Source organism: Desulfoglaeba alkanexedens ALDC, assembly GCF_005377625.1.
In the GTDB taxonomy this organism is placed as follows: domain Bacteria; phylum Desulfobacterota; class Syntrophobacteria; order Syntrophobacterales; family DSM-9756; genus Desulfoglaeba; species Desulfoglaeba alkanexedens.
On sequence record NZ_CP040098.1, the window covers coordinates 1,276,556 to 1,292,250 of the forward strand.

Consider the following 15,695-nt stretch of genomic DNA (forward strand, 5'->3'; position numbering starts at 1 on the left):
GGGTTTCACCTCCCCGCGGTGGCGTTCCCGGGCGCCGCCGGACCACCCGAAGCCCCGGACGGGTTCCGCTGCGGCGCCCCCCGGTTCGAAAACCCCTCGCCCGCGGCTCCCTGGACCGCCGGTGGATCGCCCAATCCCTTGCCCCAGGCGATGGCCTCCCGGCCGAAGCGGTTCCGTACAGCGTCCAGTGCCTTCTGAAGTTTTTCTTCCCGGTCCAGCGCAGCGTCTTCCCAAGAAAAAAGCGAAAGCTGCCGAGCCGGCATGGAAAAATCGCAAAGCTCCAATACGATCCGGCGGACGGCCGTCCGCCGCCGGAAGGCCTTTGCCACGGCGGAACGGGCCGCGAAAAAGAGCCTCCGATCCAGGGATGCCGGAACGGAAGCGAGCGAACACCGGGCCGAGGCCGAAACGCCGTCGGCATAATGGACTTCCAGGGTGAGCCTTCCGGGGGAACGATTCCAGCGGCGGAGGTTCCAGCCGGCTTCTTCCGTGAGTCGAAAAAGACGGCTTTCCAGCTGGTGGCTGTCGATTTCGTCCCGGTCGAGGATGCAGGCGAACCGCAGTCGAGGCATCCGAAGCGAAGGCAGCACGGGGGAGGGATCCACGCCTCGGGCCAACTGGATAAGCCGAAGCCCCTGGCGCCCGAAAACGCCGAAGACGCTTTCCGCTGGAAGCGAGGCCAGCTGGGCGATGCGGCGGATGTTGAGATCGGCGAGCTTCTCCGCCGTCTTGGAACCGACTCCCGGAAGACAGCTTACGGGAAGCGGGGAAAGAAACGCCGATTCGCCCCCGGGAAAGATGCAGTTCAAATCCCCGGGAGGCACGACCTCAGCCGCTACCTGGCTCACCAGCTTGCTGGCTGCGATTCCGACGCGCGCGTAAAAACCCGACCTGGAAACGAGCTCGGCCGCCATGCGGCAGGCGGCGTCCGGCGCCGGCCCCCACAGGCGACGGGTTCCCGTGATGTCCACCACGTAGCTTCCAGGAGCAGGTCCTTCGGCAAGCGGCGAAAAACGCTCCAGTTCTCCAAGAAGCCCCCTGTGGCGCTCCCGGTAAAGGCCCGGATCGGGGGGGAGCACCGTGAGGCGGCGGCAGAGCCTCCGGGCGGCCCCGAGGGGCATCCCTTCCCGGACACCTTCCTTTCGAGCCGCGGCGTTGACCCCCTGGACCACGGCCCGATCTCGAATCTGCGAAAGCACGAAGGGGCGCCGCCGCAGTTCCGGGTGGCGCCGTTCTTCCACAGCGGCACAAAAGTCCGGAACGCTCAGATGGACGATGAGCCGGGAATGAAGCCCTTCAACCATGGCCGTCAACTGCCGTTTCCTTCCACCGGAAACTCTTTCCCGGAGACCTGAAGCGATTCTTGAAGAAAGCCTGCCGCAGCGCGAGCATTCTCACAGGATCACTACAAAGGCGGACGCCGGTAGTCCCGTAAAAGCCCGATCACCGTGCCGACGATTTCCACCTGGTCGGCGGGAACCCTCAAGGAATTCATCCGGCGGTTCGCAGGCCGGAGTTCCACTTCGTTTTCGTTCCGGTAGAATTTTTTCACGGTCGCATTGCCTTGGACCAGGGCGACCACCGTTTGTCCGTTTTCCGCGTGAGGCCGGCGGGCGATGATGAGGATATCCCCTTCCCGGATGCCCTCTTCGATCATGGAATCGCCTCGAACCCGAAGGGCGAAATTGTCGCCCTTACCGAGGAAGCTTTCCGGAACGTCGATGGATTCGGGAATTTCCACGGCTTCGATGGGTGTTCCGGCCGCCACCACTCCCAGAAAGGGAATGGAGGCGGTTTCCGCGCCCGCCTGCAAGGGGACAAGTTCAAGCGCGCGCTTCCGGTAACGGCCGGGCAGGCGCACATAGCCCCGCGATTCCAACTGCCGGATGTGCTTGGTCACGGCGTTCGGAGACTTGAAGCCGAGGTGTGTCCGGATCTCCTCGTAAGACGGTGCGCAGCCGTGGCACTCCACGTAGTTTCGAATGAACCGGTAGACTCTTTCCTGAGCCGGAGTCAGTCCCATGCCGTTCTTTCCTTTCCTTCCCGACCGCGGGGAGGGGTCGTTGTGACCACCTACAAATCACCCACCGTGATCATCGAAATCTCCCCCACCCTGGGTCTTTGTTTTCCTCCTGATCCTGGGTCGGGATCGGGGCCGGCGGAGTGGGGAAACTCCAGTCGCCTCCTTCCGTTTCCCCACTCCCCCAACACCGGTCTCGCCCCAAGACCCTTGCCAAAAACTTGACCAGGGTAGGGGAATTTTCAGCCATCGAGGCGGGGGAATTTTCGGTTGTCACTACGATAAGGCGACTGGAGTTCCCCATGGAACCTCCACGACCCGCCGGCCGCACCGTCCCAACACTCACGTGAAGCATAGGTGTCTATAAGGTGTATGTCAAGAGGGCACGCAGGCCACTTTCGGCTGCTTGGTTTCAATCCGCGCCCCCGCGCGGGGGGCGACCCGCGCTTCCACCTTGTTCCCAAGCTCCAGCTTGGGAACACAACTGTGCAGAAGCTCCAGCTTCGATTCCCATGAGCCCGTTCCCAAACCGGAGCTAGGGAACGAAGGGAATCAGAACGCTCATCACTTTAACTTGACTACCAAGTCTGTAGCAAAGATCATGGCTTATGTTCACCCACTGAAGACTGCTGCATACTGGCCACTTTATTATGTGGAGCTGTACTGAGGGCATCTTCGGCAAAGTTTACCCCGGAAACTTCCTTCGGAGCCCGAAAGGACCCGCCGCGTTTGCGAAAACGAAATCCTTCAAGTCCCGGTTTTCAAGCCTTCACAGGGGCTCCTGGAATTGCCGGCCCAGGGCCAAAGATGGTGGACGCAAACAAGCCGTTGACAGGCACCCTGCATCATATATGTATATTTCTCGGCGCATTCGCAGACGAGGGTTCGATGTGACGCCATGAAGTAAGGAGCACATCCCGGCAGTCATTCGCAGGATTCGACAACGGCTGGGTTTTACCCACGAACAGTTCGCCCTGCGGGTCGGCGTCACATAAAGCACCGTGAACCATTCGGAGAACGGCAAACGCATTCCCCTGTCCTTTCTCATCAAGCGAGTTGTTGAGATGAAAACGGAATTGGATTTCCAGGACCTGCCTGCGCCGCGAGCGTCGCGGCAGGCATTGGCGAAGGGCCCACGGAAGAAGTCGCTGAAATGAGTAACATGCTCCTCCACGAAGGCCAGATTCTTACCGGCCCGCTCTTCAATGAGCCGATGCGGGTGGAGACCGTGCGGGCGAACGGCCCGGACACATGGGTGGCGGGCTTGGTCGGGACGCAGTCGGAGCGGTTCCGAAAGGTCACCCTCACGACGCGTGACCTCAAGAGCCTCACGATTCAGGAGGCGCGGCCCACCTACCATGGCGACGGCCGGCTGTTGCGCCTCGGCTTGCAAGCCTATTCCCTTGGCATTGCCTACGAGTTCGATCCGTATTTTGGCCTTTCGATTTCTCGTGTGGACCCGTTGCCGCACCAGCTCGAGGCAGTCTACGACTATCTGCTCAAGCTCGCGCGGGTTCGGTTTCTGCTCGCGGATGACGCCGGGGCCGGGAAGACGATCATGGCCGGGATCCTCATCCGCGAACTCGAACTGCGCGGTCTCGCCGAGCGCATCTTGATCGTCTGCCCCGCCAACCTCTCGTTCCAATGGCAGCGTGAACTGAAGGAAAAGTTCGACGAGAAGTTCCTCGTTCTCAAGGGCAGCAACATCCGGGACCAGTTCGGCGTCAACCAGTGGCTGGAGCAGAAGCGTGTCATCACCTCGCTCGACCTCGCCAAACGGTCGGACATCCTGCCGGGGCTTCGGCAGGTCCACTGGGACCTGGTGATCGTCGACGAGGCGCACCGCATGTCGGCCGCCGACGAAACCCACAAGAGCCTGCGCTACAAGCTGGGCGAGCTCTTGCGGGACACGTCGGACCACATGCTCCTGCTCACGGCCACCCCACACAAGGGCGATCCGGAGAATTTCAGCCTCTTCCTTCGGCTCCTCGACGCGGATGCCTATGCGGACGTCCGGTCCATCCGCAAGGCGATGGACCGTCGCCGTGCGCCCTTCTATTTGCGCCGCACGAAGGAAGCGATGGTCTACTTCCCGCAGCCGCAACCGGATGGAACGTGGGCGGCACAGAAAATCTTCACGAAGCGCATCGCACACACGGTGGAGTTCCAGATCGACGGGGCGGAGTTCGACCTCTACCGCGACATCACGCGCTTTGTGAAGCAGCAGAGCACCAAAGCTGCATCGCAGGGTGACGACCCGCGCGCCCGCGCCGTGGGCTTTTTGATGTCCCTCTACCAGCGGAGACTTGCCTCTAGCACCTACGCCATACGGCACTCACTCGAAAACCGGGCCAAGCGGCTGGAAGATGACTTGAAGCGTGCTCAGGACCTTGCACGGGTGGCTCCTCCGGAGCTTCCCGACCCGGATGAGTTGGACGAAATGGAGGAAAGCAAGCGCGAGCGCCTCGAGGAGCTGCTTGAGGCCGTCACGCTTGCGGGCAACGCCCAACAGGTCCAGGAGGAGATTCAGGCACTCAGGGCGCTGGCCGGCCAGGCCCATGCGGTGGAGGATTCCGGTGCTGAGGCCAAGCTATCGAAGCTGAAGGAGCTCCTCCAGCAGGAAGGTTTCTTCGACAACCAGGAGAAACAGCTCCTCATCTTCACGGAGTTCAAGGACACGCTGGACTACCTCGTGGATCGCCTCAAATCGTGGGGCTTCCGCGTAGGCTTCATCCACGGGGGCATGAAACCGGGATCGCGCGACGATCCCGGCACCCGGCTCTATGCGGAACAGCAGTTCCGCGAAGGGGCCATTCAGGTCCTCGTAGCGACCGAGGCAGCCGGCGAGGGCATCAACCTTCAGGTCTGCAACATCCTCTTCAACTACGACATCCCGTGGAACCCGAACCGCCTTGAACAGCGCATGGGCCGCATCCACCGCTACGGTCAGCGCAAGGACTGCCTGATCTTCAACTTCGTGGCTACGAACACCATTGAGGGCCGGGTGCTCAAGCGGCTCTTGGAAAAGCTCCAGGAGATCCGGGACGCGCTCGATGACGACGCGGTCTTCAACGTGGTCGGTGAGGTTCTCCCAGCATCCCAGGTGGAACGTATCCTGCGCGACTACTACGCCGGACGTCTCGGCGACGCAGACCTTGAGGAACGGCTCTTGCGGAACGTGGACGAGGGCCACTTTCGCAACATCTGCCAGAACGCCCTCGAAGGTTTGGCCTCGAAGAAGCTCAACCTGGAGATGCTCATCGAGCGCCGTGCGCGGGCCCGGGAACGGCGCGTCGTGCCCGAGACCATCGCGCGGTTCATCCGGGAGGCGGCCGAGTACGTTCCGCTCACCCTCAAGACCTTTCCGCATCTTCCCCACACCTTCGATCCGGGCAGGACCCCGCCGGTGCTGCGCCGCTACGAGAGCGACCCGACCTGGAAGCTGTCGGCGCTGGCGGCCAAGTACCCCCGCTGTTCCACAGACCGGGAGACGGCCGAGAAACACAGCCTGGAATGGGTCACGCCCGGCCACCCTCTCTTCGAGGCGATCCGGAGGCACACTTACGCGCAGGCGCTCGACGTGTTCGGGAAAGGGGCGACCTTCTACTCCCTCCAGCATGATGCGCCCGCGCGAATCGACTTCTACCGCGCACGTGTCGTCGACGGCCTCGGCCAGGTGATCCACGAGCGGCTCTTTGCGGTCGAGATCTCGGCCGACGTGAAACCGCGCCTGTGCGAACCCAACATCCTCGGGAACTTCACGCCCGCGGGCGCTCCCGATGAATCCCCGACGGTCGCTACACTTCCCGAAGCAACGGCCTGGCTCAACGAACAGGCGCTCACGCCGTTCCTAGAAGAGACGCGCAAGGATCGCCTGGCCGAGGTCGAACGGATCTCGGCGCACATCGAACTGTCGCTGACGGAGCTCCTACAGCGGGCCGACGACGAAATCGGCCGGGCGCACGAGGCCGTGGACCGCGGTGAGCAGGGTGCCGAAGGCCGTCTCACTCAGGCGGAGGCACGGCATGACGAATTGCGCGAACGGCGCGAGCGGCGGCGCCGGGAGATCGATCAGCAGCGGGCGCTTTCCCTCCAGGGGGTGGAGCGCATCGCAAGCGTTCTCGTCCTGCCCCATCCCGAGCGGGAGGCCCCCGAGGTCCAGCGCCTCCAGCCCAACCCGGAGACTGAGGCTACCGCCATGCGGGTGGTGCTGGATTACGAGCGTGCCCAGGGCCGGCAGGTCTACGACGTCCACGAGAAAAACTTGGGCTACGACGTCACCAGCCTGGACCTCGACTCCGGGGAGCTACGCCTCATCGAGGTCAAAGGCCTGGTCGGTGCTACAGGCACCATCCTCCTCACCCCCAACGAACGCCGCGTGGCCGAGGACCGGCGCGACTGCTACTGGCTTTACGTCGTCACCAGCTGCGCTACCCAGCCCGAACTCCAGGAACCGATCAAGGACCCCGCCCGCTTCGACTGGCACGAGGTCACCAAGGTGGCTCACTATTACCTGTCGGTGGATGCGCTGACCAAGCCGATGGAGGTGCGCGAAGACCTGCTGCCATACGGAGAAAAACAATGAAGATTCAAAAGCTCACGCTAAGGAATTGGAAGAACTTCACCGAGGCTGACGTCGAGATCCACGATCGGCTGTTTCTGGTCGGACCGAATGCCTCGGGCAAGTCCAATTTCCTCGATGCGTTCCGTTTCCTGCGCGATCTGGCGTCTACCGGCGGCGGATTTCAGGTGGCTGTTGAGCGCCGCGGCGGGGTGACAGCGTTGCGCTGCTTGGCTGCGCGACGCAACTCGAACATCACGCTAGGCGTTGTCGTCCGCAACGGCGCAGAAGAGTGGGAATACGAGCTTTCATTCAACCAGGACAAGCAGCGCCGTGCAGCCGTGCGTTCGGAACGGGTGCGCCGGGGCGACGACATCCTCCTGAGTAGACCGACCGACGAAGATGAGAAAGACCCCGCGCGGCTTACGCAGACTTATCTGGAGCAGGTCAACGTCAATCAGCCGTTCCGCGCCCTTGCGACCTTTTTCGCCTCGATCCGGTACCTGCACATTGTACCGCAGCTCGTGCGCGAGCCGGATCGCTCCGTGGGACGCGCCAATGATCCGTTCGGGGGCGATTTTCTGGAGCAGGTGGCGAAAATTCCAGAGAAGACCAGGAATAAACGCTTGCAGCAGATTCAAGAAGCGCTGCGCGTGGCCGTGCCGCAGCTTGAGAAGATCGAGCTCTATCGGGATCAACGCGGCACCCCGCACCTGCGAGGCAAATATCAACACTGGCGGCCGCAAGGTGCCTGGCAGACCGAGGAACAGTTTTCCGACGGGACGCTGCGCCTGATGGGACTTCTTTGGGTCGCCCTCGAAAGCGGCGGGCCGCTGCTGCTGGAAGAACCGGAACTATCGCTTCATCCGGAAGTGGTGCGTTTTCTGCCGCAGATGTTCGCGCGCGTCCAGCGGCGCACCAAGCGGCAGATCTTTTTGAGCACCCATTCGCCAGCACTCCTTTGCGACGAAGGGATCGGCCTCGACGAAGTCCTGCTGCTAAGCCCCACGCCGGAGGGCACCAAGGTTTCTGTGGCCGGCAGTCACCAGGAAATCCGCGACCTCCTCGAAGGCGGTCTTACGCTTGCGGAGGCGGTGATCCCGCTCACCAAGCCCGAGCGCGCGTCGCAACTCACGTCGTTCGGGGAAGCGTAAGGTGAGCGTCGTCATCAACGCGGCAGTCGAGGGACCGACGGACGAAGCTGTCGCCATGCGTCTGATCTGCCACGTCGGGGCCAAAGTCGGTACCGTATACGGCAAGAACGGCAAACCCCACCTCCGGAAAAGGCTCAACGCTTACAGCCAGGCCGCGCGACACAGTTCGTGGCTTGTTCTGGTGGATCTCGATCGCGACGCAAACTGTGCGCCGCCACTGAAAACTGCGTGGCTACCCAATCCCCCGCCGCGGTTGTGTTTTCGTATCGCGGTTCGTGCCGTCGAGTCGTGGCTGCTCGCCGACGCGCAGCGGATCGCCGAATTCATGGCTGTGGCACGAAATCGAGTGCCTGCGAATCCGGAGGGCTTGCCTGATCCGAAGGTCGAGTTGGTGAGCCTGGCGCGTCGCTCGCGCCGAAAGGATATCCGACAGGACATGGTGCCGCGCGAATCCAGCGGTCGGGCGGTCGGTCCCGCCTACACCTCGCGATTGATCGAATTTGCCGGCCGGCACTGGCGACCTGACGAAGCGGCCAGGCGCGCCGACAGCCTCGCTCGCGCCATACGATGCCTGCGCAGGCTTGTGGAGGAAAGAGCATGATCCCCAAAGACTGCAGGCGTCTGGCCGAGGTGGACTTCCCGATTGCCGAGGTGTCAAAGCACGCGGCGCGGGAGAAGTCCATTCGCCACGGCCATCCGAGCACCTTGCACCTGTGGTGGGCGCGGCGGCCGCTGGCTTCTAGCCGGGCCGTGTTGCTGGCGCTTCTGTTGCCGGATCCGTGCGATCCGGTTTGCCCAGAGGGCTTCAAGATGAAGGCCCGGGAACTGCTACCCACAGTCCCGGGCAGGGTCGGCCCCACGGATGATGACCTGCGCAAGGCATTGCTGAGGTTCATTGCGGACTTCGCCAACTGGGACCTGGCATCCCATCGCGCCTATCTTGGCGTCAGCCGGGCGCTGGTCAGGGCTGCGCATGGCGAGGAGCCGCCGCTGGTCGTGGACCCGTTTGCCGGCGGTGGATCGATCCCGCTCGAGGCGCTGCGACTGGGCTGTGAGGCGTTCGCCAGCGACTTGAACCCCGTTGCGTGCCTCATCCTCAAGGTCATGCTCGAAGACATTCCTCGGCACGGGCGGGAGCTGGCAGAGGAGTTGCGGCGCGTCGGGGCGGAGATCAAGCGCCAGGCCGAGAAGGAACTGGCCGAGTTCTACCCGCCCGACCCCGATGGGGCCCGGCCCATCGCCTACCTCTGGGCGCGCACCGTGCGCTGCGAGGCGCCCAACTGCGGGGCGGAGATTCCGCTTATGCGCTCGTTGTGGCTTTGCAAGAAGGCCAATCGAAAACGAGCGCTACGGTACAAGGTGGTGAAGCCAAGATTGACAGGCTTCCAGCCTGTCAATCCCTGGAAAAACCCTGAACTGGGGATTCAATCCCGACACCTTCCGCACCTGCAAACTCCGGATGCCACATACTTCGTGACCTTCCGTTGTGCGAAGGGGGTGGAGCTACCGGAAGCGGCCCGCGACCTTGTCCTGTCCTCGGTAATCCACTGGCATGGCGAGAGAATCGATTTGGATGCCGCTGTAGTCATGCCGGATCACGTACACATGATCTTCAGGTTGATGCTTGATTCCGACAGGCAAGATACCTCTCCTTCATTAAGCAAGGTATTACATAGTATCAAAAGCTTCTCGGCCAATGAGGTCAACAAACTGCTCAAGCGGAAAGGCTCGTTGTGGCAGGACGAGAGTTTCGACCACATCATTCGGAACGGGGAGGAGTGGGCTGAAAAGATAGAGTACATTCGGCAGAATGCGGTGAAGAAAGGTCTGGTAGAAAGGCCGGAAGCATACAAATGGCTTTGGGCAAGAAGTGACAGGCAGGATGCCTGTCCCACTGTCCAGTTCGAGGTTTTCGAGCCGAAGAGCGAGAAGGAAGTTCCGAACGGCACGGTCGCGCGGGCCAAGGCGACCTGCCTTTGCTGCGGGGCGGTCCTGCCGCCGGAGCGGGTGCGCGCACAGCTCGCGGCGCAGCGCGGCGGTGCGGATGTGATTTTTCACCACAGAGACACCGAGAACACAGAGAAAAGCCAGAAAAAACACTCTGTATGCTCTGTGTCTCCGTGGTGCAGAACCGGTGGTGCGCGACTGCTTGCGGTGGTGACGCTGAAGCCCGGCCAAACCGGCAGGCACTACCGCCTGCCGACGGAGCGGGATTATCAGGCCGTCTGGAAGGCCCAGGAGCGCCTCAAGGCGATCCTCGACGAATGGGAACGCAGCGGTAGGAAGGGCCTTTGCCCAGTGCCGGATGAGCCGCTTCCGCCGATTGGCACTCTTGGCTTTCGCGTTCAGCGCTACGGCATGCTCCAGTGGGGCGACCTTTTCACGGCGCGGCAGAAGGTGGCGCTGCTTGACCTGGGCTCGCGCCTGAGGAGTGCACCATCGAGCGTTGGCGAAACGGGTGCCGCTGCGCTCTCGCGGCTGGCGGACAAGAACGCATCGCTCGCCGTTTGGAATCAGATCGGCGAGAAGATTGAACACGTCTTCGGCCGGCAAGCGTTGCCGATAGTGTGGGACTTCGCAGAGGTCTCGATATTTTCCGACTCGACCGGAAACTTTCTGAGCGGCTTGGATCTGGTCGCGAAGGTTGTCGACGCCTGGCCCCCTTCACACGCTGGGCAGGTTCAGTCCGCCGACGCGACTGCGCATCTACTCCCCGACGAAACAACCCACGTCTGGTTCACCGACCCGCCCTACTACGACGCGGTCCCCTATGCGGACCTCTCGGACTTCTTCTTCGTCTGGCTCAAGCGCGCATTGCCGGGTCATCCACTGCTGCGCGATCCTTTCGATCCGACGAACTCGCTGACGCCCAAGAATCGTGAAGCCGTGCAGGACGAGACCAAATGTGACAATGGCCGCGCGAAGGACCGTGCCTGGTTCGAGAAGACGATGGCCAAGGCCTTCGCCGAGGGCCGCCGCGTCCTGCGGAAGGATGGCATTGGCTCGGTGGTCTTCGCCCACAAGACCACCGAAGGGTGGGAGGCGCTCCTCTACGGCATGATCCGCGGGGGCTGGACCATCACCGGTTCTTGGCCCATCGCCACGGAAAGACCGGGTCGACTGCGCTCTCAGGATTCCGCCGCGCTCGCCACCAGCGTCCATCTCGTCTGCCGCCCGCGGCCTGAGGATGCGCCGGTCGGCGACTGGGCCCACGTGCTGCGCGAGCTCCCGAAGCGCGTCGGCGATTGGATGGAGCGGCTCCAGGAGGAAGGCATTCGAGGCGCGGACTTGGTCTTTGCCTGCATCGGCCCCGCCTTGGAGATCTTTAGCCGGTACAGCAGGGTGGAGACCCCCGATGGCCGAGAAATCAGGCTGGCCGAGTACTTGGAGAAGGTGTGGGAGGTTGTGGGCCGCACCGCGCTGGAGCAGGTGCTTGGCAGTAGGTCAGGCTTCCAGCCTGACATGACAGGCAAGATACCTGTCCCACTCCAGGGAGGCTTGGAAGAAGACGCGCGATTGACGGCTCTGTTCCTCTGGACGCTCCAAAGCACCAATGGGGAATCTGCGGGAGCAGACCCCCACGAAACCGACGAGGATGATCTCCCCGCCGAGGATGAAGACGAACAGCAGATCGCCTCCGGAAAGGCAAAGGGCTATTCGCTCGTCTTCGACGTGGTGCGCCGCTTCGCCCAGCCCCTGGGCATCAACCTTCCGAAGTGGGAAGGCAGGATTATCGAGATAAAGAAGGGGGTCGTGCGCCTGCTGCCCATCACCGAACGCGCGCTGATCCTCTTTGGCAAGGACGGGGCCGAGGCCGTGGCCCACCGGCTGGAGAAGGCCCCTGTCACAGGATTCCACCAGCTGAGGCTCTTCCCGGAGGATGCTGCGGCAAAGGGCAAGGGGCGCAGGAACAGACGTAGAAAGGCTGACGTGAACGTGACGAACCTGCCTGCCGCGTCCCGGGACGCGGCGCAGGCACGCGAGGCCTTGGAGATCAGCCGCGAAGCCACGACGCTTGACCGGGTCCACATGGCGATGCTGCTTCAGGCCGGCGGTCGAGCGAGCGCCCTGCGGGCTCTCCTGAAGGCTGAACAGGAGCGCGGGCATGATTTCCTCCGTCTGGCCAACGCGCTCTCCGCCCTGTACCCGAAGGGAAGCGAAGAGAAGCGGCTGCTTGACGCGATGTTGCTCGCGGTGCCAAGATGATTGCAGAACCGCTCAGGGATTACGTGTTCACGCCCCATGCGCGCTTCGAAATAGAGCGACGTGGGTTGGGCGAGGAGCTTGTCCGCGGCGTGCTGGAAGCACCGGGGCAGCGGTGGGACTTGCAGCCCGGAAGACATGTGTTGCAGTCAAAAATCTCGATGGGTGAACCGCCCCGGGTCTACGTACTCCGGGTGATCGTTGATGTGGACAAGCAGCCGAATGAGGTGGTTACAGCGTACCGAAGCAGTAAAATAGACAAATACTGGAGGAACGAGCCATGAAAGTTTCCTACGATCAGAGGACCGACACCCTGAGCGTGGTGCTCAAAGAGGGTGTGCAGGTGTCCGAGAGCGATGAGGACAAACCGGGCGTGATCCTGGACTACGATGAGCAGGGAGATCTGATCTCGCTCGAAATTCTCGATGCGTCGAAGCGCGTCACCGACGCCCGCAAGATCGAGTACCAAGCCATGCCGTGAAGCGACTATAGGATGACCGTTATGGACCCCTGGTACAAAGTTGCCACGCCACGAAAAGAGGTCCGGGAAGGACGGTCCTTCAACCCGGACGAATTCGCCATCGCCCTCGAACAGGTCGTGGCGAAGACGGCTCCCGAGGACTACCGTGACCCGAAGCAGTTCTTTGCGCGCACCTGCTTCACGAGGGCACTGCGGGAGCACGCCGGCATGGTGCTTCGAAGGCTCTCGGGGAAGACCGACAACACCGCTCCGGTCCTGACCCTGATCACCCAGTTCGGCGGCGGTAAGACGCACACGCTGACCACCCTCTACCACCTCGCCACGAGCGGCGAACAGGCGGCCGGCTACCCGGGGATCTCCGACCTCTTGCGCAACGCCGGCATCTCGTCGGTTCCGAAGGTGCGGGTGGGCGTGTTTGTAGGGAACGCGTGGGATCCTCAGGACGGCCGGGAGACCCCGTGGATTGACATCGCCCGCCAGCTCGCAGGCGACAAGGGCGTCGAAGCGCTGGGGACCGCCGCGAAGACGACCCCACCGGGGACAGAGTCTATCGGGCGCGTCTTTCAGGCGGCGAACGCGCCCGTGCTCCTTCTTTTCGATGAAGTCCTCAACTTCCTCAACCGGCATCGCGGCATGGCCGAGTCGTTCCATGCCTTCATCCAGAACCTCACGGTCGCCACCACGGGAACGACGCACGCCGTGGCGGTGATCAGCCTTCCGCGCAGCCAGGTCGAGATGACCGGCTGGGACATGCAGTGGCAGGACAAGATCACCAAGGTCGTCCGGCGCGTCGCCAAGGACCTCATCGCCAACGACGAGTCGGAGATCAGCGAAGTTGTCCGGCGGAGGCTCTTCGAGGACCTGGGGAGTGAGCGCACCAGAAAGAACGTGGCCAAAGCCTTTGCGGACTGGTGCTTCGAACGGAGGGCGCAACTGCCGCCGGAATGGACGGCCGTGGACACGGCGGCGACGGAGGCGAAGGCGAGAGAGTTCCTCTTGCGGCGATTCGAGGCCTGCTACCCCTTCCATCCGGCCACCCTCTCCGTATTCCAACGCAAGTGGCAGGCGCTGTCGCAGTACCAGCAGACGCGCGGCACACTGGCGATGCTGGCCCAATGGATTGTTTGGGCCTATCGGGACGGATTTACCTCCGCCCGGCGCGAGCCGCTAATCACCCTTGGGTCTGCCCCCCTTCACGATATGGGGTTCCGCAGCACGATCCTCGGCCAACTGGGGGAGTCCCGACTCGTTGCGGCCATCGACGCGGACATCGCTGGCGAACAAGCCCACGCGAAGGCGCTGGACGCCGACACGAAAGGGCCGCTTCGCGACATCCATCGTCGTGTAGGAACGGCGATCCTCTTTGAGTCCTCCGGCGGACAGACAGACAAGGTTGCGCACCTCCCGGAGCTTCGCTTCGCCCTCGGCGAGCCGGAGGTGGACACGACCTCGGTGGATAACGCCGCGTTTGCCCTGGAGGACAAGTCCTACTTCATTCGCAAGGTGGGCTCCGATGGGTTCAAGATCGGCCACCAGCCTACGCTGAGGAAGGTAGTCAACGACCGGCGGGCGTCACTGGACGAAGAGTCCGAGATCAAGCCCGCCATTCGCAAGCTCGTCGAGGATGAATTCCGCCGAGGAGCCAGTATTCCCGTTTTGCCGTTTCCCAACGACGGCGCGGAAGTCCCGGACACGCCAAGGTTGACGCTCGTGATCACCGCGCCGGAGGCCGAGTGGACCGGCGGCGGCTCGTTGCGGAGCCAGATCGCGGAATGGACCAGGCAGCGCGGCAAGTCCCCGCGCCTCTACCCGGGATCGCTCGTGTGGTGCATCAAGAAGCCGGGCCGGGACCTGCGCGAGAAGGTGGAGCTGTGGCTCGCCTGGGAGCGAGTCGACCGTGAAGTGACGGACGGAACGCTGGGAGGCGATTTCGACCGGACGGATCGCACCGATCTGCATTCGAAGGTCAAGGCCGCAAAGGAGGCCGCCAAGGACGAGGTCTGGGGCGGCTATCGGTTCGCGGTGATCGCCGACCACCAGGAGGCCGACGGCCTCAAGACCATCGACCTCGGAGCCGGTCACTCCTCAAGCGGCGAGACCTTGTGCGGCAGGGTCATCGCTGCACTCAAATCAGAGGCGCTGCTCAACGAGTCCGTCGGCGCCGGCTACATTGACCGGAACTGGCCGCCGGCGCTGAAGGAATCGGGGGCGTGGCCGCTCACAAGCCTGCGGCAAAGTTTCCTGAACGGCTCGTTGACGCGGCTGCTCGATCCCGACACCACCCTGCGGGGGAAGATCGTCGAGTTCGTCGGAAAGGGCGATTTCGGACTCGCCTCGGGCCAGAAGGCAGATGGAACCTACGAACGGGTCTGGTTCCAGGAACCGGTCAGCGCGGATGAGGTGGCCTTCGAATCCGGCGTCTTCCTGCTGACGAAGGCCAAGGCGCAGGCTCTCAAGGCCGGTGTCCATGCGCCTCCCCCCGGACCAAAATCGCAAGCGGGCCAACCGTTGCCAAGTCCGGGGTACGGTCCCCAAACCAGCCCTGGCCCAGGACCAGGCTACGAAACCGAGCCCAGCCCGAGTCCCCTGTCGGGCACGGAGCAGAAGACCATCCGGCTGGTCGGTACCGTGCCGCCCGAACTGTGGAATCGGCTGGGGACGAAACTCCTGCCGAAGCTCCGCTCGGGCTCCGACCTCAAGGTCGGTGTCGATTTCTCCGTGACAGTCAACCGCGATGTGGCGACAAGCCTGACGTCGGACCTACGTCAGATCCTTGATGACCTGGGTATCAAGGGCCAAGTACAGATCCGCGACGCCTGATGGGCTTGAACGCTGGTTACCGATGAAGGTAGTGTCCCTCGGTTCCTCCTCGCACACGCGGCTGGCATGCGGATCAACCGAAAAACTCCATGATTTTCGATTCCAACAGCGACCAGGGGATGTAGACGGGTTTTTTTTGGATCGTGATATGGACCGAGCCATCTTTGACCCAGTACCGGCCCTGGACTCCGAAAACGGAAAAGCTTCCCCCGTTTCGGTCCCCGGAAAAGCGACCACCGTTTTCGTGGACGATGATTTTTTCCGCTCGTTCGAGGAAGGTTTTTATGCTGCCTTTGAGTTCCACCTCAAAGGATCGCAGGGGTTTTGCTGTGCCTTGCATTGACTCCCGCTCGGTATTGATGAGCTGCACGCAGTGCGACGCACCGCCTCTGCTCGCGAAAACGATTCCTTTCATCCCCATATGGCAGGCCTATGACTTTCGTATCTCATTGTCAT

Annotated in this window: 10 protein-coding genes; 7 read left to right on the top strand and 3 right to left on the bottom strand. The window is 62.6% G+C overall.

Going from position 1 to position 15,695, the window contains the following annotated elements; genetic code table 11:
* Positions 1 to 5 precede the first annotated feature (5 nt).
* The gene (locus FDQ92_RS05985) at positions 6 to 1,304 is read right to left on the bottom strand and encodes a DNA polymerase Y family protein (RefSeq protein ID WP_246041910.1); all 1,299 of its coding nucleotides are present in this window, start codon (positions 1,302 to 1,304) and stop codon (positions 6 to 8) included.
* Between the two features lie 101 nt (positions 1,305 to 1,405).
* Positions 1,406 to 2,023: a transcriptional repressor LexA gene (gene lexA / locus FDQ92_RS05990; protein WP_137423741.1), complete on the bottom strand. Its 618-nt coding sequence runs from the start codon at positions 2,021 to 2,023 to the stop codon at positions 1,406 to 1,408.
* Positions 2,024 to 3,173: 1,150 nt separating this feature from the next.
* On the opposite strand from lexA, the gene FDQ92_RS05995 reads away from it, so the two are divergent.
* From FDQ92_RS05995 to FDQ92_RS06025, 7 genes are read left to right on the top strand one after another with little or no spacing between them, the layout of a single operon-like run.
* Positions 3,174 to 6,605: a helicase-related protein gene (locus FDQ92_RS05995; RefSeq protein ID WP_137423742.1), complete on the top strand. Its 3,432-nt coding sequence runs from the start codon at positions 3,174 to 3,176 to the stop codon at positions 6,603 to 6,605.
* The gene (locus tag FDQ92_RS06000) at positions 6,602 to 7,735 is read left to right on the top strand and encodes an AAA family ATPase (protein ID WP_137423743.1); all 1,134 of its coding nucleotides are present in this window, start codon (positions 6,602 to 6,604) and stop codon (positions 7,733 to 7,735) included. The genes FDQ92_RS05995 and FDQ92_RS06000 overlap by 4 nt, the downstream gene beginning before the upstream one ends.
* 1 nt (position 7,736) lies before the next feature.
* Entirely contained in the window at positions 7,737 to 8,336 is a 600-nt protein-coding gene (locus FDQ92_RS06005; protein ID WP_137423744.1) for a hypothetical protein, read from the top strand.
* A complete protein-coding gene (locus FDQ92_RS06010; protein WP_211341381.1) occupies positions 8,333 to 11,941 on the top strand; it encodes an REP-associated tyrosine transposase in 3,609 nt (1,202 codons plus the stop codon). Before FDQ92_RS06005 ends, FDQ92_RS06010 begins: the two co-directional genes overlap by 4 nt.
* Positions 11,938 to 12,222 carry a DUF4258 domain-containing protein gene (locus FDQ92_RS06015; protein WP_137423745.1) on the top strand — a complete coding sequence of 95 codons (285 nt, stop codon included), beginning with the start codon at positions 11,938 to 11,940 and terminating at the stop codon, positions 12,220 to 12,222. Before FDQ92_RS06010 ends, FDQ92_RS06015 begins: the two co-directional genes overlap by 4 nt.
* Positions 12,219 to 12,419, top strand: a complete 201-nt coding sequence (locus tag FDQ92_RS06020) for a DUF2283 domain-containing protein (RefSeq protein ID WP_137423746.1) — start codon at positions 12,219 to 12,221, stop codon at positions 12,417 to 12,419. Before FDQ92_RS06015 ends, FDQ92_RS06020 begins: the two co-directional genes overlap by 4 nt.
* 21 nt (positions 12,420 to 12,440) lie before the next feature.
* Positions 12,441 to 15,239: a DUF499 domain-containing protein gene (locus tag FDQ92_RS06025; RefSeq protein ID WP_137423747.1), complete on the top strand. Its 2,799-nt coding sequence runs from the start codon at positions 12,441 to 12,443 to the stop codon at positions 15,237 to 15,239.
* A gap of 73 nt (positions 15,240 to 15,312) precedes the next feature.
* Here FDQ92_RS06025 and FDQ92_RS06030 read toward each other — a convergent pair whose 3' ends face one another.
* Entirely contained in the window at positions 15,313 to 15,654 is a 342-nt protein-coding gene (locus tag FDQ92_RS06030) for a hypothetical protein (protein WP_137423748.1), read from the bottom strand.
* Between the last annotated feature and the right edge of the window lie 41 nt (positions 15,655 to 15,695).